This window comes from SAR324 cluster bacterium (genome assembly GCA_015232315.1).
Lineage (GTDB): Bacteria > SAR324 > SAR324 > SAR324 > NAC60-12 > JADFZZ01.
Window position 1 is genome coordinate 21580 of record JADFZZ010000008.1, and the last position, 22381, is coordinate 43960.

Here is a 22381-nt window from a genome sequence, read left to right on the forward strand (position 1 = left end):
TCCATTCTCAGGTCTGTAGAGACGTGCGAATCGCGCGTCTCTACGATTGTCATTCAGAAGAGATTTTTTGGAAGGTTTTCTGTTTCAAATGTTCCTAAGGATCCAGACTATGCCGTCACATCAATGGGATGATTCAGAAACAAAAGCTGTGCTGGATGTCGTCAAGTCTTTTGGTGAAAAATACCTCAGGCCGAAAACACTCCATCCTGAAATGGTCATCACTCCAGAGGACCTGAAAAAGATCATTCATCAAGCGTATGAAATTGGAATTCTCGGAGATCCGGATGATCAGGAAAGTCCTGGACTTTGGCGTTATACGAGTGAACCGGGTGGTGTTGCTCTGAGTGTGAGAAGTCTTGAGGTTTTGGGCTGTTTCAATCCCGGGATCGCCTTCACCCTGCATCAGTTGGCACTGGGGGATTATCTTTGCCATCAGGCTGGAATCACCTGTTCTGAACGAGTGATTCCCTTGCTTCATGGAAGTCACGGACTCGGCAGAACGGCCCTTGCCCGATATCTGGCTGAAGTTCCCTTGACTGCTGAAGAAGAACTCCTTCTGAAAGATTTGTCAGGAGATCTGTCAATGCATCCGGTTCTGATCCAGTCCGGCGCAACCTGGAATTATCTGTTATGCCCCCAACTCAATTCAGCCGTTGAATCCATCACATGGTCGCTTGAAGCGTTGGACACACTCACTGTAGATCCCCAACCCCGGCAACATGGTCTGGATGAAACCGCGGTCTGGAAAATCAGTAAAAAAACTCCGGGAAATTCCCCCGACACTGAAAGCAATACCGCCTCTACACGGAGTTTGCTGACAGAAGGTCTGGCATTCAATGCCCTGGCGATGATGTCCATTGCGCTGGGGAGTGTACGGTATGCTTATGAAAAGGCTCTGGATTACAGTATGCAAAGAATTCAGGGTGGCCATCCTGTTTATCAGCATCCGGCAGTCAATCTAATGCTGGGCAATATTCAGGCTACGATTGTCAGTGTTGAAGCCATGTTGCGCTTCAATGATTCACAGCCCGCTTCCATCAAGGATCTTGCCCGGATTTTCGGGATCCGGGCCGTGGCTCATCCTCTGCTTTGTCAGGCCGCTACGGATGCGTTGCAGGTATTTGGCGGTAACGGCTACATGCAGGATTACGGAATGGAGAAAATTCTGAGAGACAACCAGCACCTGAAACTTTTGTTCGGCACCCCGGGTGATCTTAAACTTTTTATTGCGGCAGTTCAGGGGGTACCATGCGTTTGAATGGCTTTGTTGATACGACTCATCCACTATCCTTACGATCCGCCTTCAAAAAACTGGATCCCAAAGTACGTCCCCTCATTGATTATGCACCTGAATCCTTGTGGGAACAGGATACCGCCATGTTGCCACTGCCGCTCAGACAACACCGCAAACAATGCAGAAAATTTGCTGAAACCTGGCTGAAACCCCACGTTCTGGAATTTGATTCCTGTCATGACAAACCGGATGTATGGCCGATTATGAAAACCGCGGCCCGGCATGGATTGTTCACAGATATGCCCGCGCCCATTGGGACGCTCAATATTCTGAAATCGGTTTATCCCCTGCAATGGGTACAGAGCATCAAACTCGAAGAACTGTGTACCGTGTGCGGCGGCCTTGGTCTTTTATTGGGCGCTCATGTTCTGGGAAGCGCGCCGTTGGTTTTGTCAGGCAGTATTTCCGCAATTCGTCAGTTCCTCTGGCCGATGTATCAGCAGAATAAACAGGGAGAACCCGCACTCATGGCATTTGCCATCACAGAACCTGGTGCCGGTTCTGATGCCGAAGATGGTGATGGAGCCTTTCATTACAGACCCGGAACCGTTGCCGGAAAGGTTCAAGGTGGATGGATGATCAATGGCCGGAAAATATTTATTTCCGGTGGAGATAGGGCTTCAGCGGTGTGTGTGTTTGCCGCGCTTGAACATGAAGGCATGGAATCCTGGACCTGTTTTCTGGTGAAAAAAGATACGCCGGGATTTTCCGTGGGTCGGAATGAACTGAAAATGGGACAGCGCGCGTCAACTGCCTCGGAACTGATTTTTGAGGATGTTTTTGTGCCGGATTCGCATGTGATTGGAAAATTGAGAAGCGGCTGGGCCTTGAATCGGGCCGTCCTTAATTTTTCCAGAATTCCGGTGGGAGCGATCGCCCTGGGCATTGCCCGGGGGGCCATGGAAAGCGCGATTCAGTTTGTCTGCACACAAACTCTGGGTGGAAAGCCCTTGATGGAATATCAGGAAGTTCAGTTGAATGTCGCGCAAATGCTGATCGACACCTCAGCCATGCGAGCCATGATCTGGCAGTCCGCTTCAACGTTTACCCCAACTCAGGCTCGTGCCTCGATGACCAAGGTGTTTTGCGGAGACATGGCGGTGAAAGTGTGCGAAGCCGCCATGGAAATCATGGGCAATCACGGGATGCTCCACACCAAACTGGCAGAAAAAGCCTATCGGGATTCACGCTTGACCCAGATTTATGAAGGAACCAACCAGATCAACAGGTTGGCTGTTATCGAAGACCAGATGGAAGAGTTTTGCCGCTATTATCAATCCTGACTTTTGGAGTGCTATGTTCCCTCAATCCAGTTTTTTTGATGTTCCTGTTCAGATGAGACAAACCTCGGCAGGCGAGGTTCCGTTGCCGATTCTGTATTATGACACCTCAGCGGTGTTGCTTTTTTTTGAGACAGACCTGAATCATGTATTGCCCAAAATGGAAGGCACCGGATTGAATGTCTTCAGCACCCGACCGAATAAAACGCTGGTGGGACTGGCATTGTTTGAATACCGGCAAACCGGTGTCGGCGTTTATAATGAAGTGGGACTTGGAGCCCTGGTTTCTCCTGATCAATCGCACAACCTCCTGTCGTTGGCACCGCAACTGCTCAAGGATTCCACCAAACGGGATTTCGGATTTTTCATCATGAATCTGCCAGTCACCACGCCGGAAGCGAATGCCGCTGGAAGAGAAATCTGGGGCTATCCCAAATTTGTAACCGACATTACTTTTTTGCTGGAAAGAAATACTGTGGAATGCCGTGTGGCTGATCCAGTACATGGGGAAATCTGTTATCTGGGAGGAAAATTCTGGCCCGGTGTTTCATTGCCCGGAATGGACATGATCACCTATTCCCATCATGACGGTTCCATCGTGAAAACCATCGTGAATGTCAATGCGTCCTTCACCCATCATCTCAACCGGAATGTGACGTTGAGAGTCGGACACAGCCACCACATTATGGCTCAAAATTTACGGGATCTCGGTTTGGATCAGGCAAAACCGGTTTTGATCCAGGCCACCCACACCTTTCAATCACGGTTGAATGAAGGAATTCCCTTGCGAAAATGGTCCCATAAACCGGTGATTTTTGAGTAATGCGTCCTTACCACAAAGGCTGGAATCCTGATGTTTACCAACAGGCACACAGGGTTCCACGCACATTGTCACATCCCATTTCCGAATTGCTAAACCACACTGTAAACGTAGATGTCCCAGCGCCAAACCTTCCCTGGTCAAGTGCATTGCTACTGGTCCAGCCAATACAATTATTTCCAACGTTTTGGCTGAAATCCGTTCCACTATACCAATCTGCATTGGGTTCGGCTCCTGCCGAATTAAGTGAGACATCAAGTCCCAGCCATAATTGAGGCCAATTCGATCTGATTTGGGTTCCTGTGGGACCTAAAATTGGACTGGCTGTCGGGATGCCATAATTAGCTGGCATATCCCGGATTTCATCATTGGCGTCTACAGAAAGAAAGGCGCGGATATTGGAACAAGCCAGATTGGGGTAGTTTGTGTTTTTGTACGATGTACACCGTGCGTCCGCACCACTTCGTCCCCCCAGATTTCCATTGGATGTCCCACCTGTAAACAAATACACATTACCCGATAGTGTGCCTTTATCTTTTGAAGTATAAACCGCTGAATTATTCAGGGCATCTGTGACCAGGACGTTGAAGTAATACAGTGTTCCCGAAGTTAAACCAGTTATGGCAAGTGTAACCGTATCACCGGTTGTTGTTCCCCTGAGTGTCCCCTTGGTGCTGATTGTACTGACCGTGCTGATGTTATCACTGGTTGAAGAATATACTTTATAAACCAGCGCCGATTGCGCCGTGATGTTGTCTGTGGCTTTGGTCCAACTCAATGTCAGTGAACTGGTGGTAACGTTGGAAATAGTCAGTGTACCGGAATCGCCCGGGACTGGTGCTGTTGTATCTTTGACATCTGTGATGGCAACACTGGTTCCAGTGCTCATTTCCCCTGTTGAGTTTTTGGTAAATACAATCCAGTGCGTTGCCCCCGAGGGAATGGAGGTGTCTGACGCGATCGTATAACTTAAATTACTGCCGGTTGTGGAAAGTGACGCGACTGCACTTTGGCCACTGAGTTTCGCTGAGGAACTGCTTCCCCAATAAAGCACATAATGCGTAATGTTTGTCTCATCACTGGCCTTTGTGATTGCGACAGTTCCCGCGATCTGCCCGGTATCCTGATCGGTATCAGTAAAAGTTATGCTGGAAGCCGCCACAGAAGGCACGGTCGTAGTTGTGGTTGAAGCAGGTGTGGTCGTTGTGGCGGACGTCATCGCGTACAGGTTTTTGTTTCCTGTTTCATCTTTCACAAGGACATTGAGATAGTAAGTCGTCGAAGAAGAAAGACCGGATATTGTTACAGATGTTATGTTTGTGGCGTAATCTCCGGTTGCTGTGCCGGCCTCGATCTGCGACAGCGAATCCAACGTATTGCTGGTGCTGTAAAAAACCTTGTATTGTAAACTTGCGGTAGCCGTCAGGTTATCCGTGGCTTGAATCCATGACAGGGTTATTTCCGTATTCCCGACATTGGAAGTTGTCAAGGTGCTGTCACTGATCGTTGGGGCGGTGACTTCAGGGGTGATTGTCAGATCCAGTGACGTGGAATCCTCAAGGGGTTCTTTTTTTGCTCCGGATAATCCATCAAAAATGCCTGAAAGAGGATTGGAATCGGTAACTTCCTCCATGGATGCGTCAATCCTGATGACATAAGAACCAACCGTAACCGGAAGAAAACTACAGGTTTGCTGATCAGCACAATCTGTGATTGCCACATCATCCACATACCAGGTGAGAAAATCAAACGTGGAATCGGAAGCATCCAGACTGATGGTGGTCCCCAGCACATAAGACGTCTGTTCATCGGAGGTTTTCAGGACAGCTTCCACTGGATCTGCTTTGGGACCGCATCCCGACAGGAACGCAAGGGAACTAAAAAACAGGATCAATGTTTGAAGCAATCGACTGTAGCGAACTGAATTTTTCATATATCCCCATTCATTGTGAATTATTAATTTAGATACAAAAACTCATGGTCTGGGCACTTGGATTAGTCAGATACCAAAAAAAAATTTCGGTTCAAACTGATGACGTTTGATTTTGTGCCGTTAATACTAATTTACTCAACTGTGAGTCAACACAATTTAATCCGCGCAACAAGGTTTCAGTATTGTCACGGGAGGACTGAAGATTCTGGATGATTGTTCCGAAATCTGTCCGGGATAATTGTGCTTTCAGACGAAAATCTTCCAGCAGTGTTTCTGCAAGCTGTTTCACACCTTCATACAAAACCATGTATTTGATGTTTTCCCGATAATTATCCACATCAAAATCCAGACTTTTGAGTGCGTCTTTTTTAAGTTGGATGAGTGCCTCTTTCCAGAAACGCGATTTGACTCCTTCAGCATCGGATTCATCGACTTTTTTTTCTTTGAGATGTAATTTCTGTTGAATCAACGCTTTGCCTAAAAATAGAAAACTCTTCATCTTCTCCTTCGTATGGTAATTGAGCGTTGAGGAAAACATGCTGAGAGAGACATCAGGGAAATGGAGAGGTGGAAGGTCATGCACTTCCTGATTGAGAATGAGTTGTTCATCATTGACATTCAATGCTTTGAAAAACGGTGATGAAATCCTGGAGAGGTGCTCTACATAAGATTGTTGATACTGTTTGAGCTTCACAATCAATGGTGCATTGAAATCCTCCATAATGAACGTCATCAAATGGCGCTGGAGGGTTTTGTACATGATCACCATCTGGGCAATCAGAGTATCGCCTGAATGAGTCAATGATTCAGGCAGTTGGTAATTTTTCACATAATCATAAATCATTCCGGTCAATGACGTATCTTTTGAAAAAAGTTGATCCACATCTTGTGAAATCTGTTGTTTTAATTGTTTGAGCGCACCATCCAGCGATGCTTCAAACGCTTTCAGTACCGTGGCAACATCTTCAGTATGAAGGTCAAGACGGGTTTGTCGTTCACGAGATAGCTGATGATCCCGGTTCAATTCACGGATCAGGGTTTGAACAAAATTCTGAATCCGGGCTGTCATATATTGCCAATGAGCCTGTTCACTCTGGATCAATGCCTGTGATGCTGAATGATGGGCAATATCATTGAAGCATTCCTTGATGTTGTTCCATTGCTCCTGATGAAAGGCCAGCAGTTCAGGAGTGTCACGCCAAATTTTCAAATGGTGCTCCATACGTACAGGTCGTGGTTCCGGAAGCGAAATGATCAGTTGATACAAGGCGGAAATTCCAAACAATCGGGGTATCTCCGTCCATTGTGATAGATCTTTTCTGATCTGAAGCAGAACTCGCTGTGCGTCATTTATGGTTTCATGCTCATTGAAATCCAGATTGGCGACAAACAATGTCTGTTCCAGGAGATTCAACTGCTTCAAGGTTCTCAACAAAATCAGATCCGCCTGCCTGATTCCTGTGCGGGTGCTGATCGCATACACCACAACAGTACTTTGTGCGAGATACTGCTGCACCATGGCAAAATGATTGGGATTGGGAGAATCGCTGCCCTGGCAGTCAGCAATTTCAAAATTCCGGGGGAGGTCAAACGGAATTTGAAGCAACACATCTTTCATGTACACAGCGTTTTCTTCCATGCTGACAAAGGCTTGATGTTCACTCAGACGGGCATTTTCCAAAACGAGTATGTTGGATTCTTTGGGACGGATATGCGTTTTGATGCGGTCATAACCTTTGAGAAATGATTTGAGCAGAATCCATTCCTGACTGAACGATTCGTGATTTTCCGCAAAATCCAGTTGCTGATGATCAAGAAAGGCTTCCAGGATCTCATGATCCGCCTGCTTCTGGAGGTCAAATGAAGTGGGTGGGGGCACTCCGGCGGCCTCGCCGAGAATCATCATGGCATTTTCGAGTTCATCACGAATCACTTCATGCGATTTGAACCAGATGGAAACACGGGATTCAGGAGCAAAACGGACCCGTGTGATGATGGCTGTCAAAATACCGGCCCCTCTCCGCAGAATATCCTGGCCCAGCAACGCATTGACCAGTGTGGATTTTCCGGCCTTGATGGTACCAACCACCGCCATTCTTAATATCTGCTCATTCAAACGGCGCTCAATGGCCAGCAAATTCTTTTCCCAGGCGTCTATTTGTGACGTTTCCTGTCCCAGAAGAACACGGAGTTGCTGAAGGATTTCACGGGTTTCATTGACAGGAATGTTACTCATGGTTTGTTCCTGATTTATTAGTGTCTTACACACAAAGAAGTGTCTTCTCGACCAACGGGTGAGATCTTGAATGTTAGGAAATCAGTCGCTTAAAAAGGTTAAGATCCTTCACAGATGTTCGTGATGACACAACAACACAGTTTCGCGACAACGACTAATTGAGCTTAAAGATGTTTCAGATTCAGTGCCAGCACAGACGGACAAATGGGCGGTGCGATTTTCTGGATGTCGTCTGTTGAAACAGTTCCCTGAGATGAAATCATGGCTTCAACCTGATTGATTGCTTGTTGAATGGTCTCAGCACTGGTGACAGGTCCAGCACAGGACCAACCCCACAAATGTTCAGTACCCAAGGTCGCATCCAATTCATAAAATTCTCTTTCAGAGGGTAAAATCTGTTGTTTATCAGCTTTTATTCTGGAAATAAATTCTGTGGATAAAACATTTTTTTCAACTTCTGTGACAGACTCCGGAAACAGATTATAGGTTTCACTGACACCGTTTGCAGGGCGTGTTGTGTAAAACATGTAATAGTAAGTGTCTTGACTGGCCGTGTAATATACCTGCAATCCATCGTTCAACCTGACCTGGGAACCCTCTGAAATTTTTGCTTTCTGGTTGTCTGTTTTTTTGACCACATACCAATCCGGTTTGGCCGACCATGAGGCCAACGAAGCCTGAATCATCTGGAGCATTCCGGGGTGATCTGGAACATTCTGCTGAAATTTCCACAACAGGGCCGCGCTTTTTCCCGGCTGATCCTTTTGAAAATGCTCCGTCAACTGAAACAAGGATTCCACCTCATCATCAACAATGGATTCGGATGTCATAAATTTGATCCACAACGCCTGTTCGGGACTGTTCCCACGAGTCGCGGCGATCTGTTTCAGATTTTTGGAACCGGAGAGTTCATTCAAAAACACCTTCATGTTCTGGGGTTTTCCAGCACTGTCAGGTTGATAGGTCAGGCTTTTATTGGATCCAATTTTCAACAGGGATCCATTGGCGTTCATAATTTTAATGGAGCCATCTGATCCGGATCGGATTTCACTTCCTGGAATCACCTTGTCCCGTGATTTCAAGGGTTGCCATTCGGCAGTTCCTGTTAATTTGACCTGTGTGTCTCCTTTGGCAATCAGAACCATTCCGTCTTCATTGGCAAATACGCTCTTCACAGGAATGATAAAAGCAAGAAGCAGGATGATGAACAGGATGTGCCAGTGTTTCATGGAATAACCTTTATCTGAGGGTTCTTGAGGTAAGTTGTGGATTCACAACGGAGCTTTGCCACAAATGGTGTCAAACCTCAACGGGAAAACAGGTATTTTAAATGTTGTCAGAAGATCTGGTTTTAGTTTCAAATTAAATATTGAGTTTGTGCCATGTATTTGCTCATTTATCATTCCTGAAAACGACAGGTCATGTATCACGGATTTGTCGTAGCGTGGAAAAATCATCGGCTATTTGATCTGCAAATAAAATCCGGAGTATTTATGATGTTTCAAGGTTTATTGGGAATTATCGCACTCATGGCTCTCTCTTGGGGGATCAGTGAAAACAGAAAATCAGTGAACTGGAAAACAGTGGGGGCTGGACTTATGATCCAGTTGCTACTGGCTGTGATTCTGTTGAAGATTCCTTTAATCAAAGAAGGGTTCATGGGAATCAATCAGGTGGTGCTGGCTTTGGAAAAAGCCATGACTGCCGGAACCTCAATGGTTTTTGGCTATCTGGGGGGCGGTGAGGCCCCGTTTGATATAAAAAATCCCGGAGCCACGTTCATTCTGGCATTTCGTGCGTTGCCACTGGTGCTGGTGGTCAGTGCGCTTTCATCTTTGTTATTTTACTGGAAAATTCTTCCGTATGTCATTCGCGGATTTTCCTGGGGATTGCGCCGAACCATGGGCGTTGGCGGCGCTGTCGGTGTTTCTGCGGCCGCGAATATTTTTGTGGGAATGGTGGAAGCTCCACTGTTCATCAGACCCTATATCCAGCATTTAACCCGCAGTGAACTGTTTGTCGTCATGACCACCGGTATGGCAACAGTCGCGGGAACCGTCATGGCGTTGTATGCGTTTTTATTGGGGAATGTGATTCCAGATGCCTTGGGGCATATTCTGGTGGCCTCCATCATCAGCGCTCCCGCGGCCATTCTTGTTGCTCAATTGATGATTCCTGCCACGACTGCATCGACTGAAGCCGAGTGGACTCCTTCCAGTGATGCGGCAAGCTCCATGGATGCCATCACTAAAGGCACAGAAGATGGACTGAAATTATTTCTGAATATTCTGGCTATGCTGATTGTACTGGTCGCACTGGTTCATCTGGTCAATCAGATTCTGGGTTTGTTGCCGTTGATTCAGGGAGAAGGATTGACCTTGCAGAAAATGCTCGGGTGGGTGATGGCGCCGGTCATGTGGTTGATCGGCATTCCCTGGGATCAGGCCTTCACTGCTGGAAGCCTGATGGGAACAAAAACCATTCTGAATGAATTGATCGCCTATATTGATTTATCCCAATTGCCTGCTGACGCGCTGGATGTTAAAAGTCGGCTGATCATGCTGTATGCCCTGTGTGGCTTCGCAAATTTCGGCAGTTTGGGAATCATGATCGCCGGACTCACCACCATGGCACCTGAGCGACGGAATGAGATTGTATCCCTGGGAATGAAATCCATCTTATCCGGCACCATCGCAACCTGCATGACAGGTGCTGTGGTTGGACTCATTCACTGATCTTCCTGTTCCGTTTTTCGTTAATATTTTATCAAATAAATGACGGAAATATTTTTTGGACGAGTTTCATTGCCCTGTCCTTGCGCCAGCAACGTGTGTTGTGATGCGCCCCCTGCCTTATTTGCCTGACTATCTATGAATATCTGGGAGTTAGATCCAACTCCTCCATTTCCAGTGCCTACCATGAGTATTGAGTTATTATCGGCATCGAATATGGCAAGATTTGGGATTTTTGCCAATTCACTTTGTTTTGTCCCAACATTGTCACCAGTAACGCCATCCCCACGGTTTGTTCTGCTACCAGCATCAGGATCTGAACCAGCACTATTATCTATTCCACGCAGAAAATACCCGCGGTAATCCGGTAAATTGAATGTCGTAGATCCATCTCCAATACCATAGGTTGTACCAATGGCTGAATAAAGCTCCGCATAAGTTGTAATGCTCACAGCACTGCCATCACAAAATAACCAACCGGTTGGTGGTGTTGTGTTATGACCTGGCACTGATGATGGCATGATCAAACCAGGCGGGAGGCTGACATCAACCGTGTACACTTTTTTCATTTTTTTTGTAGACGAACCCAAATCATAGGAACTGTCTGTGACCGGGATAACATCCTTGATTTGCATTGTACCATTCACGTTTGTATCGCCATTCACATCAAGTTTGTATGCTGGTGCGGAGGTTGTCCCTATTCCAACTTTTCCGGATTTAACCTGAATTTGTTTCAGCAGTTCATTCACAGCATTGAACACTGCTGTGAAATTGCTATTCATACTGGATGAACTGATTATATTTCCGGATGTGAACGATGTTTGAGTGATATTGTCTGGTGTGTCTGCATAGGACCATATTGCAAGTGTGAGTGAAGCCACAAAAATCCCAATGACAGTGGAGGGGATATGGAAAAACTTTCTCGTTTTATTTTGTTGTTCCATTTTTAATAATTTTGCATCTAACTGTTCAACCTTACTAATAAGATCTCTGTTATCCATATCATCCCCTTGATAAAATGAGAAAAATTTACGTTAACAAACCAGATTTAAGATGTCCCTTATAGAATCACTCAGAAAGACGCAAGGAAGAATTGTTTGACAAAATCCAGAAAGAAAGATTCCTGATCTTCAAAGGTGAGGTGGGTGAATTTTTCAGGTTGGGATTGAAGCAGTTCTTCCAGTTTTAACAGACCCCATTTGCCATATTCTTCCTTGACCCATTTCTTCAGATAGTAACCCTCGCGCAACGCATGATTCGCATGGTGTTCCTGCGTCAGAAACTGTTGGTGAAGGAATTCCGCCAGTGCTTCGAGACCGATTCGTTTGATAGCACTCGTGCGAAAAATACGGACATCCTCCTGAACGTTTTCAGGCAGAATCCGGGCAAGCTTGAGGCTGGATTTCAGCAGATGGTAGCTTTTTTGAGCGAGTTTTTCCTCATCACATTTGTTGATGATGAAGGTGTCAGGAATTTCCATGATCCCGGCTTTCATGAACTGGATTTGATCGCCAGTGAGAGGTTGGAGAATCAGGCAGGTGTGATCACTGAGTTTCTGGATTTCAATTTCACTTTGCCCGATTCCAACCGTTTCGATGAATATCAGATCAAAAAAATATTTCATCAACCGGATTGCATGAAAAGTCTGGGTGCTCACACCCCCCAGATCCAGATTGGAGGCTTGTGAGCGGAAAAATATTCTTTTCTCATGGGTGGGAAAATTGACGCGTGTTCGATCTCCCAGCAAGGACCCTCCCGAGGTTTGACTGGAAGGGTCCACCGCCACCACAGCGATGGAAAGATCGGGATATTTTTTCAGGAAAGTCAGGCACAACTCACCAATCAGACTCGATTTGCCGGCCCCGGGAGTTCCGGTAAAGCCGATCACAAACGCGTTTTTGCTAAACGCATCCGGACGACTTCTGATCGTCTGAATCAGTTGCTTGCGGTCCTGTCTGTTTTTGGGAGTGCGCCCTTCAAAAATACTGATGAGCCGCCCCAGCGGCCATTTTTCAAGTGCCGCGGCCTGGGTCAGCAAGGACTCCAGTTGGGGTGATATCTCAAGCGGCATCAATGATGATTCCTGTGTCATGCGTTGTCCTACTCCTGAGCCGCGCGATTTTGATGAATCAGGTCAATGATATCACTCATTACCTGCACCAGATCGAAATCCTTGGGTGTGAAGATTTTTTTGACACCTTTTCCGAGAATGGAGGCAAAATCCGATTGCGGGATGATCCCGCCCAACACGACAGGAATCGCGTTTTTCGCGCCAAATTTTTCGAGATCCCCAAAAATCTGGTCAATGATTTCGTTGTGTGAGCCCGACAATAGAGAAATGCCGATGACATCCACGTTTTCTTCAACCGCGGACTGAACAATTTCGGTCGCACTGAGACGGATGCCAAAATAAATCACATCAAAACCGCAATGCCGTGCCGCCACAGCGATCATTTCCGCACCATTGGAATGACCATCCAGACCGGGCTTTCCAACAATGATTTTGGGACGGTGTCCATAAGTATCAGTAAATTTATTCACTTTGGAACGGACTTCTTCCAGTTGTGCTGTTTCAATCTGGAACGATTGTCCTTCCACGCCGGTAGGCGCACGGTATTCTCCAAACACGCTTCTGAGTGTCTCGGACCATTCGCCCGTAGTGACACGCGCTTTGGCGCAGGCAATGGAGGCTTCCATCAAATTGGTTCCGGTTTTGGCTTCTTCAGCCAGACGTTCCAGTGCCGCTTTAACTTTTGCCTCATCCCGTTGTTTTTTGGTAGTTGCCAACGCGTCCAGTGTGTCCTGAGCCGCAGACACGTCCACCTTGAACACACCGCCATCATCTCCTTGCACCAGTGGTGAAGGAATGGCTTCAGTCCATTTGTTGCGACCTACCACGATTTGTTCCCCTTTGTTGATTCGGGCGATTCGATCTGCTTGAGAACCAACAAGTTGTGATTTCATGTAACCGGACTTGATGGCTTCCACACCACCACCCATGGCCAGAATCTTGTCAATTTCCGTGTAAGCCTGTTGTTTTAGATCGGCCACTTTGGATTCAATGACTTTGGAGCCTTCAAAAATGTCAGGAAATTCCAGCAAATCTGTTTCATAGGCCAGAATCTGCTGAAGTCGTAACGACCATTGCTGATCCCAGGGGCGAGGCAAGGACAAGGCTTCGTTCCAGGCGGGGAGTTGAAGGGCACGACAGCGGGCGTCACGACTCAGTGTCACGCCAAGAGCTTCAATCAGAATCCGCCAGGCGTTATTTTCGGGTTGTTCTTCTGAAAGTCCGAGTGAATTGACCTGAACGCCATAACGAAAACGTCGGTAACTGGCGTTTTTTACCTGATAACGTTTCTGGCAGATTTCATCCCACATTTCTGTGAAAGCGCGCATCTTGCACATTTCTTCCACAAACCGCATGCCGGCATTCACAAAAAAGGAGATGCGGCCAACGCAACGTTCAAATTCTTCTTCACTCAGATTTTTTGCTTTGATCGCATCCAGCAGGGTGATGGCATTGATCAAGGCGAACGCAAGTTCCTGAACAGGTGTCGCCCCTGCCTCCTGAAGGTGATAGGAACAGATGTTGGACGGATTGAATTTGGGAACCTTGTTGAGGGAATATTCGTACATATCGACAGTCAACCGCAAGGAGGCTTCAGGCGGAAACACATAGGTTCCCCTTGCCAGAAATTCTTTCATGAGATCATTCTGGGTGGTTCCCTGCAACAGCGAGGGATCAATGCCGCGTTCTTCAGCAAGAGCGATATACAGAGAAAACAACCACATGGCCGTACCATTGATGGTCATGGAGGTGTTCATTTCTTCAATGGGGATCTGGTCAAACAGAATATGGAAATCATCAAGTGTGTTGATCGGCACACCGACCTTGCCAATTTCGGGACGGGCAATGGGGTCTTCAGAGGAGTATCCGCATTGGGTTGCCAGATCAAACGCGATGCTCAATCCGGTCTGTCCCTTTGACAGGTTGCTTCGATACAGTTCGTTGGAGGCCTTGACGTTGGTGTGGCCGGCATAGGTTCTGAAAATCCACGGTTTTTCCTTCGTGGTTTTTCCTTCTTTGTCATATAAAACATGCGCAAGCTTTTCCATGGTGTCACCGGGTAAGCAGTTGATTGAAGACGACTCCGGTAGCATCATTGAACTCCGGAATCATGAAATTTTCGCTGGGCAGATCTGCCCGGAAGGGCGAAAATATGAGTTATTTCAATAAATGGTTCAAGATAAAACAAGGTGAAACACATGGAAATCACAAGAATCAACCCGGGTTACAATTCTGCATAAATTCAATCTGTAATTGCATTCACATTGGATTATGGTAAAGGTAACACAAATCATGTCTAAACAACTGTAACCATAAAAACAGAAACAGGAACATCAGTGATACTCAATCGAACCTACAGAAGGTCTGATACGGCACTTGGTTTACCGCTGACTTTAAGTCTTTTTTTCCACCTGCTATTGTTGAGCTGTGGCCTATTGGTTTGGAGTTCTCCCTCTAGTCCGGTCAGAACATCAATGCCTGTCGGTATCAAATTCGCAAGCCCTGCCATTCCGGAAAAATCAGCCAAAGCTGTTCCGGAACAAATCGAAAAAATTGCCGAATCGGTTGTGGCCCCTGAGGTGACACCTCAATCCATAGATCAGCCCCTCATGGTAATGCCCGTGGACAAACCGGCTCCATCTCCGGTACAGGAACCCATCGCCCCGCTCCCCAGTGTTCAGACAATTCCTGAAACAATCCGTGTGATTCCACCACTAACACCGCCCCTCCCCAGTGAAGCCGCACCGATAACAACAAAAGCTACGGCCAAACAGGCAGAACCGACACCAGAAGTGGGTTCAAAGAGCAAACCTGCCGCCAAAACCGGGGAAATTCCTGAAACGAGAAAAGCGGCACCCAAGCCCTTGTTGTTAACACCGGGTGTGCTTTCGGCATTGCCTGATTCAAGCAATCCGCCACCCACGATTTCATCACTACAAGTCAACACCATTGAGACAACAGTTCCTGACACCAAGCCCGTACAAACGCTGTCAGCGATCAACTCCGGTATGCCACACCAGCCAGTGATTAAAACAGATCCATTTTCCGGTTCCATGCCTCCTCCTGTTGCTGAGAGAAACTCATCTTTTTCGCCTCAGTCACCGGTACCATCGTTGACTTCGCCCATGGTGTCGCCCTTGCAGACAGGAAATGATCAACAACGTCCAGTCACAGATGTCTCAGCCGTTTCAGGATTCAATCCGCACACACCTGAGATAAACGCTGGCTCCGATATGGATGGTAACAATCCGAGAAGCATTCTGAAACAGATCCGGATTGAGCAAATTGAACGACAATATCAACAACAACTGAGTGACAGCATCAAAGTAAAACTCTATGCGCCGCAACGGTTTGACAAGAAGATTTTTGTGCGCTTGACCTTTGAAATTGATAAAACCGGGGACATTCTCAATTTCAGAATCCTGGAAAGCAGTGGGTCTGAAACATTTGACATTACGGTGAAAAATGCTGTAAAGAGTGCCCAGTTTCCTCCACTTCCAGCCGAGTTGGCCGAAGTTTCACCCTATGCAGTCATCATAAGGATCGCTCCATGAAACGTAAAATCGTGTTGTTTGCCAATCTTCTGGTTTTCATTGGATTTCTAATTTCCAGGGATGTTGCTTTTGCCCAATTTGTTTCAAAAAATGAAATAAATATCAGCGGCGTCGCGTTTTCACGCTTTCCTGTCACGTTGGAGGAAGACGGGAATTTTGCTAAAACCCCTCAAGGTGCCGCCTGGAAAAACCTTGTGGAAAAAAACTTGTGCTGGAGCGGTATCTTTACGGTCAAAAACTCTCAAATGACAGACTGCGACGCTCCGGATAAAACCAGTGAACGTAAAATAATGCTGGGGATAACCTCCCCGGCCAGCATGACGTTTGAGTTTTTTGGCGCCAATAAAACATCCGTGTTTCAAAAAGAGCTTCCCCTGTTTGAAAACAAACTCAATGAATCCACTGTGATTGACACGATCAATCAACTCACTGAATTGATCACTGGACATCGCGGAATTCTGGGAACTTCCATCGCGTTCACGCTCAAACAACCGGAACGCAAGAAAATCATCGCCCGGATCAACACTCATGGTCAAAATCTGACGGGATTTTATACACATCCTGAAAGTAGCACCATTCTGCCCAAATGGGCACCTGATGGAAAAGGCATTGTTTATACTCTGATTCAAAAAAATCAGTCCAAAATCATGTATTACAATTTTTCAGACCCACCCATGGCACTGGCTGACGGCAATTCGCTCAATCATGGCGGAAGCTGGTTTCCGAATGGTCGTCAACTGGTGGTTACCCTGAGCAAGAACAGCAATGCTGATTTGTATATGCTGGATATTGGTGATCTTTCATTGAAGCGCTTCACATCGAACAAATCGATTGAAACATCTCCGGCCGTTTCTCCTGATGGCAAATCACTCCTGTTTGTCTCAGACCGTACAGGCAGTGAGCAGATCTTTATCAAAAACCTGATGTCCAATGCGGAATTCCGTATCACCTTCGATGGACCAAAAAATTCAGATCCGGCATGGTCTCCTGATGGAAAGCTGATCGCGTTCACTCGTACCGTGAATAAAACTGACCAGATTTTTCTCATGGACCCCAATGGTGAAAATCTGAGACAACTCACCGATGCGCCTGTCCACTCGGAACACCCCAGTTGGTCTCCTGATGGCAACCAGATTGTATTTGCGTCCCGGTTGGGGAGTGATTTCAAACTCTATATCATGTTTATCAACGGGACCGGGATGAGAAGGTTAACCAGCACTGTCGCGGGATTTAACGAAGAATCACCCAACTGGAATCAACCGACTGACTGATCAATGCGTATTCTGCTGATTTCAAGCCTGATTGTTTTTATGACGATGTCCTGCCAGACTTCCTCGTCCATGGTGCCAGACGGTAATATGCCTGAAAAACAACAGGCGGTCGAGAGTTTGCAACGTCAGATCGCGGAAATGGACCGCCGTATAAAAACACTGGAATCAGGACATCGTCAACTCAGTCAGGATGTCCTTCAGCAAATGGTGCCTAAACTGGAGGCCATTGCACAACACAATCTGAGAATCCAGCAGTTATCCGCTGAAATTCAACGTCTCCAACGCAATATCAGGGATTTGAGAATTGCCCGCGAGGCACAGATCCCTGTTCATTCCGGCGAAACTGGAGAAACAGACCTTAACAAGGCAGAGTCCAGTTATGCTCAGGGAGAGCGACTGTACTTATCGGCACAATATCTGAACGCCATTGAGGTCTTTGAAGAGCTGAGAAAAAAATATCCGGTGCACCCGCTTCAGCAAGTTGCTCTTTACTGGATCGGCAGATCGTATATGGCGCTTTCTGAATTTTCAAAAGCCTCGTTGATTTTATTGGATTTCACCCGCAGTTTTCCCACCCATGCAATGATTCATGAAGCCCGTTGGTATCTGGCACAGTCGCTGGAACAATCAGGTGAAATCAGACTGGCCATGAGTCAGTACAATGAACTTGCCAAATCAGGCAATCCCTTTCAGCAACAAGCCAGAGACCGATTGAACGCCCATGAGAAACAACCCTGATCTTGCATCATTGTTTGACCTGTCGGACGAAGCGATTCGCAGAGAAAAGCAAAAAGCCTCGGACTTGCGACAAACCCAGTGGTGGAAAAACCGACGTGCCTGCAATCAATGTTATTACTGTCAGTTGCCATTTCCCGCGAAAACCCTGACCATGGACCATGTTGTTCCGCTGTCAAGAGGTGGGAAAAGCACAAAAAGCAATCTGGTTCCCTGCTGTAAGGAATGCAACAATCTTAAAAAAAATCTGTTGCCTCTTGAATGGGAACATTATCTGCAACGACTCAGGAACCAGTCGATTCACGATGCATGAAGTTCAACCCGGGTGACGCCCAGCCCTTTTTATGGAAGTCTGGTCATGGTCCATCTGTTCAAACGCCCTATCCTTCGATGGATATTCTTTTTTGTTGTCTTTTCAGGATTACCTTCCATGACCTGGGGTGAAAACTATCTTCCACTTCTGGAAAATGGCCCTGTTTCTTTGACGCTCCAGCATATCAACAAGAAAAATGATAAAATCACCGGGTACAGTCATTTTTATTTTTTGACACTCCAGGAAGGCGGCCTTGAATACTGGCAGGAAGTGCAGGAAAATACCAAACCCGATGGAACAGTGTTTACCCGTAAGCAGACAAGGTTTCGAAAAACAGATGGAAGTCCTGTCTTCTATCACGAAATTGATTTCAGGAAAGATTATGAAATCAGGAATGTTTTTGAAAATAACCAGATCATCAGCAAACTTCGTAGCAAAACCCGGACTGATGAAGTCCGACAACCCTTGACGCCGGATATTGTTCCCTTTGAACATATTGTTTTATTTTTGAGACAAAATCTCCCCAAACTGATGCATGAAAAACACCTGAACGTGACCTTGTACATGCCGGCATTGATCCTGGAACTTGAAGATCAGGGATTGCCCTCTTCATGGAGCAATGTGGGTGTCGTGATCGAAATGGAAAAAAAACTCAAAGTCAGCACCCCCAAAGGCAACATGGACGCCATACAGATTTTGATCCAACCCTCTTCAATTTTGTTGAGAAGTCTCCTTCCTGCCTCTCATGCCCGATTTCGTTTTCTGCTTTCAGAACAATTCCCGCATTACCCCCTTGGTTTTGAAGAAGGAAACACCCGGCATCAATTGACGGATCTTCAACTCAAATGACCCTATGACATGCCTCATGGAACATCCCCTGGTCGGGAAAATTTTCAGATTTCTCATCGGTGGCGGCGTGGTCTGGAGTGGACGTGCAGGCCTCACGGCGGCACTTCATCATTTTCTGGCAGTGGATGCTGTTATCGCCTACCGGTTTGGGTTGGGGGTCAGTTTTGTGATCTATTTTTTTCTGAATGCGCATTTTATTTTCAGAGTCAGGGATCGACTGGTGTGGCGTCTGGTAAAATATACACTGACATCCCTCTCATTTCTGAGCGTTGATGGTCTGCTGATGGGATTTCTGTATCAGAAGTGGGGGTGGCATTACATGCTGGCGTTGTCGTGTTCCACGCTGTCACTGATGATCGTCAAGTTTTGTGTTATGAATTTTTTCGTGTTCCAACCCACAAAATTATCAACTTCCATGAATTCACCTGATTTATGAATATCATTGATTTGCTCAAAGACCTCTGGCAACGAATTCCTACCCAGTTGGTTGTGGTCGCCGGTCTGCTGTTATTTCCCTTCGGGATGCTGTTGCTTGCGGGATTAGTGTGGATGGTTGAGCATGACAGTTTATGGTTCTGGTTCATTCTTTCCGCCATTTGTTCAGGGGCCGCGATTCCTCTTGTCAATCAGATTCAGGTCGAACAACTGGAAAAACTTGAACAAAAAACTTCTCCTGAAAAACGCTGGAATGAGCAGGGACAGAGTGCCTGGAAAAAAGTGGAAGCCATTGCTTTTGATATACAGAACAAGGATGACTATCTGGATAGCTGGGAAAATCTCTGGGATTTGTTAAAACTGGTCATGGATACTGTCGCGCGGGAATTTCATCCTGAAACGGATACACCCGTCATGGAAGTTCCTGTTCCGTATTTGTTGCGTGTCATCGAACTGGTTTCTGCGGATTTGCGTCAGCTTGTTTCCAGCAATATTCCGGGCAGTCATATTCTGACGATCAATGATGTCGTCCGTGGACAAAAACTCGCTTCACTCGGCAAGGAATTTTACAATATCTATCGGATTGTATCTGTGGGAATCGCACCTTATTCCGCATTCATGCGGGAAGTCAGGGATTTTTTCACAGGAAAAGTCATGACCTCATCCACTAGAGAATTCAAGGTCTGGCTGTTGAGAGCCTATATTGAAAAAATCGGTTATTTTTCCATCGAACTTTACAGCGGATATATTGTGCTGGATGACAGGGCCTTCCAGCAGTTCACCACGGAGATGTCAGTCCGTGATATGAAATCCGCTCATCTGCGGCGCGAGAAACTGGAAGAACCCTTGCGAATCCTGATTATGGGTCAGGTCAATTCCGGCAAGTCCAGTCTGGTCAACGCGTTGCTGGGAGAAATGGAAGCTCTGGTGGATGTCCTGCCGCAATCAGAACGAATGACACCGCATGTTCTTGAAAGAAATGGATTGCAACGGGCAATCATCATGGATACCGCCGGTTATGGCAGAGCCGATGATCCGTTTGATCCCATGATCTTTGTGAAGGAACAAATCCATCACACCGATCTGATCCTTCTTGTTTGCGCGGCCAATCAATCCGCACGACAACGGGATAGCCTGCTGATGCAAAACCTGAGAGAATATCTGAATCATTCCGGGAATGAAATTCCACCACCCGTGATTGTTGTCATGACACATATTGACTTGCTCCGGCCATTCCGTGAGTGGAATCCGCCGTATAATGTGGTAGCTCCTGTAAACCAGAAAGAAACCATGATCCGGAGTGCGATGGAGCATGTGGCGGAAACCCTGGAAATTGAACTGAATCGGGTGGTGCCTGTCTGTCTCAAGGCCGAACGCTTGTATAATGTGGAGGATGGTATTATTCCGGCCATTCTGAATGTGCTAGATGAGTCAAAACGGTCCCGATACCTCCGACTGCTCAGGGAATATCAAAATGCCAGATACTGGTCACACATTGTTGAACAAAGCCAGAACGCCGGAAAAATGGTGCTGGAGGGTGGAAAAATTCTGGCTGAAAAAATTTATGCCAGCATTCAGAAACATAAGACTAAGGATGATTGAACCCAATGCCCATAACAGAACTGGAAATAGATCCCCTGCAAAATCCCTCAAAATTCTCTTTGATTCTCAACCCGCGAGGAATCGCTGTGGATGAAGTTCGTCAGGTATTGTTGCGGTTGTATGAGGTGATTCTGCTCAACGAACCGGGCGTGTTGAAACGTCTGGACATAGAGTTTCTGCACGAATACCGGGTTGCGATCCGTAAAACCAGATCCGCCATCACTCAGCTCAAACATATTTTTCCTTCCAAACCCTATAAAAAATTTCGTGATGAATTTGCCTGGTTGGGGGCCATCACCAGTCTTCCACGAGACCTTGATGTCTATGCCATGCAATTTGACAATTATGTTTGCCTGTTGCCTGAAGAATACCGCACAGATCTGTTTCCACTGAAAATTTATATTCAGAAACAGCAGTCCGACGCCTATTCTCAACTTTGGATGGACATGAGATCCAGACGCTATAAGAAACTCAAAGCAGAATGGTTAGTATTTTTGGAACAGGAATGGGGGCAATCCAAAAATCTGCCGATGACAGGCCAGGCGCCTGCGGGAGAGGTTGTGACTCATCGTATTCATGATTTATTTCAACTGGCTGTGAATGAAGGCACCTTACTTCAGGAAAATTCACCGGCGGACGAGTGGCATGAATTGAGGAAAACACTAAAGAAACTGCGGTACCTGATTGAATTTTTCAGTAGTTTCTATGATGAGTCCACAGTGAGTCAACTGGTTAAAATTCTGAAAACCCAGCAACAGCTACTGGGAAATTTTCAGGACTATCAGGTTCAACAGCAATCTCTGAAAGGCTTCGCGGAAGATTTGATGAATTCCGGAAAAGTAAAAGCAACGACCCTGTGTGCCATAGGAATGCTCCTTCAGAATCTGTACAATCAGCAACAACGATTACGTCAAGATTTTCAGACAACGTTCCAACCCTTTGCTAAATTCCAGATAAGCGAACTGAGGTGTTTATCCACTGAAATCCCAATGTCGTCAACGTAGTTTCTTAGAAGTTGAATTCTGCGCAAAATGGCAAAAGAATTTAGACACAGAGTCACAGTGTCACAGAGTATGTTTTAAAAAATTTTCTGTGTCTTTGTGTCTCTGTGGCAAAAATTGGTTCCGGCTATGCCGGGTTAGGAATGTTCAAAAAATAACATGGAAAACTTTCTGGTTACGAACGTCCCGTTCGTAATCGTTCCATGACCCACCTCCGGTGGGTGCGAAGCTATGCTTCGCCTGAGGGATAACGTG

The 22381-nt window shown here is 46.4% G+C and carries 18 protein-coding genes; 12 read left to right on the forward strand and 6 right to left on the reverse strand.

The window, feature by feature from the left end; translation table 11 throughout:
- The first annotated feature begins 109 nt into the window (after nucleotides 1–109).
- The 3 genes from HQM11_08080 to HQM11_08090 are packed head-to-tail and all read left to right on the forward strand — an operon-like array spanning nucleotide 110 to nucleotide 3397.
- Complete coding sequence (locus HQM11_08080) at nucleotides 110–1258, forward strand: hypothetical protein (GenBank protein MBF0350976.1); 1149 nt, start codon at nucleotides 110–112, stop codon at nucleotides 1256–1258.
- Nucleotides 1249–2577, forward strand: a complete 1329-nt coding sequence (locus HQM11_08085; GenBank protein MBF0350977.1) for an acyl-CoA dehydrogenase — start codon at nucleotides 1249–1251, stop codon at nucleotides 2575–2577. Before HQM11_08080 ends, HQM11_08085 begins: the two co-directional genes overlap by 10 nt.
- A gap of 13 nt (nucleotides 2578–2590) precedes the next feature.
- Nucleotides 2591–3397: an acetoacetate decarboxylase family protein gene (locus tag HQM11_08090; protein ID MBF0350978.1), complete on the forward strand. Its 807-nt coding sequence runs from the start codon at nucleotides 2591–2593 to the stop codon at nucleotides 3395–3397.
- A 34-nt stretch (nucleotides 3398–3431) separates the two neighbouring features.
- Here HQM11_08090 and HQM11_08095 read toward each other — a convergent pair whose 3' ends face one another.
- The 3 genes from HQM11_08095 to HQM11_08105 form a co-directional block, all read right to left on the reverse strand.
- Nucleotides 3432–5327 carry a hypothetical protein gene (locus HQM11_08095; GenBank protein MBF0350979.1) on the reverse strand — a complete coding sequence of 632 codons (1896 nt, stop codon included), beginning with the start codon at nucleotides 5325–5327 and terminating at the stop codon, nucleotides 3432–3434.
- A 91-nt stretch (nucleotides 5328–5418) separates the two neighbouring features.
- Entirely contained in the window at nucleotides 5419–7563 is a 2145-nt protein-coding gene (locus HQM11_08100; protein MBF0350980.1) for a dynamin family protein, read from the reverse strand.
- 164 nt (nucleotides 7564–7727) lie between these two features.
- A complete protein-coding gene (locus tag HQM11_08105) occupies nucleotides 7728–8792 on the reverse strand; it encodes a hypothetical protein (protein MBF0350981.1) in 1065 nt (354 codons plus the stop codon).
- Between the two features lie 264 nt (nucleotides 8793–9056).
- Between HQM11_08105 and HQM11_08110 the strand changes: the two genes are divergently transcribed.
- A complete protein-coding gene (locus HQM11_08110) occupies nucleotides 9057–10298 on the forward strand; it encodes a nucleoside:proton symporter (GenBank protein ID MBF0350982.1) in 1242 nt (413 codons plus the stop codon).
- Between the two features lie 20 nt (nucleotides 10299–10318).
- Here HQM11_08110 and HQM11_08115 read toward each other — a convergent pair whose 3' ends face one another.
- The 3 genes from HQM11_08115 to HQM11_08125 form a co-directional block, all read right to left on the reverse strand.
- Nucleotides 10319–11296: a tail fiber protein gene (locus tag HQM11_08115; protein ID MBF0350983.1), complete on the reverse strand. Its 978-nt coding sequence runs from the start codon at nucleotides 11294–11296 to the stop codon at nucleotides 10319–10321.
- Between the two features lie 71 nt (nucleotides 11297–11367).
- Nucleotides 11368–12366 (reverse strand): protein kinase, encoded by a 999-nt coding sequence (locus tag HQM11_08120; GenBank protein MBF0350984.1) that lies wholly within the window; start codon nucleotides 12364–12366, stop codon nucleotides 11368–11370.
- A gap of 29 nt (nucleotides 12367–12395) precedes the next feature.
- On the reverse strand, nucleotides 12396–14414 hold the full coding sequence (locus HQM11_08125) for a protein meaA (protein MBF0350985.1): 2019 nt from the start codon (nucleotides 14412–14414) through the stop codon (nucleotides 12396–12398).
- Nucleotides 14415–14840: 426 nt separating this feature from the next.
- On the opposite strand from HQM11_08125, the gene HQM11_08130 reads away from it, so the two are divergent.
- The 8 genes from HQM11_08130 to HQM11_08165 all read left to right on the forward strand — a co-directional run bounded on the left by HQM11_08130 (nucleotide 14841) and on the right by HQM11_08165 (nucleotide 22129).
- On the forward strand, nucleotides 14841–15920 hold the full coding sequence (locus HQM11_08130; GenBank protein ID MBF0350986.1) for a TonB family protein: 1080 nt from the start codon (nucleotides 14841–14843) through the stop codon (nucleotides 15918–15920).
- The gene (locus tag HQM11_08135; protein ID MBF0350987.1) at nucleotides 15917–17191 is read left to right on the forward strand and encodes a PD40 domain-containing protein; all 1275 of its coding nucleotides are present in this window, start codon (nucleotides 15917–15919) and stop codon (nucleotides 17189–17191) included. Before HQM11_08130 ends, HQM11_08135 begins: the two co-directional genes overlap by 4 nt.
- A gap of 3 nt (nucleotides 17192–17194) precedes the next feature.
- On the forward strand, nucleotides 17195–17929 hold the full coding sequence (locus HQM11_08140) for a tetratricopeptide repeat protein (GenBank protein ID MBF0350988.1): 735 nt from the start codon (nucleotides 17195–17197) through the stop codon (nucleotides 17927–17929).
- Entirely contained in the window at nucleotides 17913–18239 is a 327-nt protein-coding gene (locus tag HQM11_08145; protein MBF0350989.1) for an HNH endonuclease, read from the forward strand. Before HQM11_08140 ends, HQM11_08145 begins: the two co-directional genes overlap by 17 nt.
- A gap of 117 nt (nucleotides 18240–18356) precedes the next feature.
- Nucleotides 18357–19088 carry a hypothetical protein gene (locus tag HQM11_08150; GenBank protein ID MBF0350990.1) on the forward strand — a complete coding sequence of 244 codons (732 nt, stop codon included), beginning with the start codon at nucleotides 18357–18359 and terminating at the stop codon, nucleotides 19086–19088.
- 16 nt (nucleotides 19089–19104) lie between these two features.
- Complete coding sequence (locus HQM11_08155; GenBank protein ID MBF0350991.1) at nucleotides 19105–19524, forward strand: GtrA family protein; 420 nt, start codon at nucleotides 19105–19107, stop codon at nucleotides 19522–19524.
- Nucleotides 19521–21125: a 50S ribosome-binding GTPase gene (locus tag HQM11_08160; GenBank protein ID MBF0350992.1), complete on the forward strand. Its 1605-nt coding sequence runs from the start codon at nucleotides 19521–19523 to the stop codon at nucleotides 21123–21125. Before HQM11_08155 ends, HQM11_08160 begins: the two co-directional genes overlap by 4 nt.
- A gap of 5 nt (nucleotides 21126–21130) precedes the next feature.
- Nucleotides 21131–22129, forward strand: coding sequence for a CHAD domain-containing protein (locus tag HQM11_08165; GenBank protein MBF0350993.1), 999 nt, complete (start codon nucleotides 21131–21133; stop codon nucleotides 22127–22129).
- The last annotated feature ends 252 nt before the right edge of the window (nucleotides 22130–22381 follow it).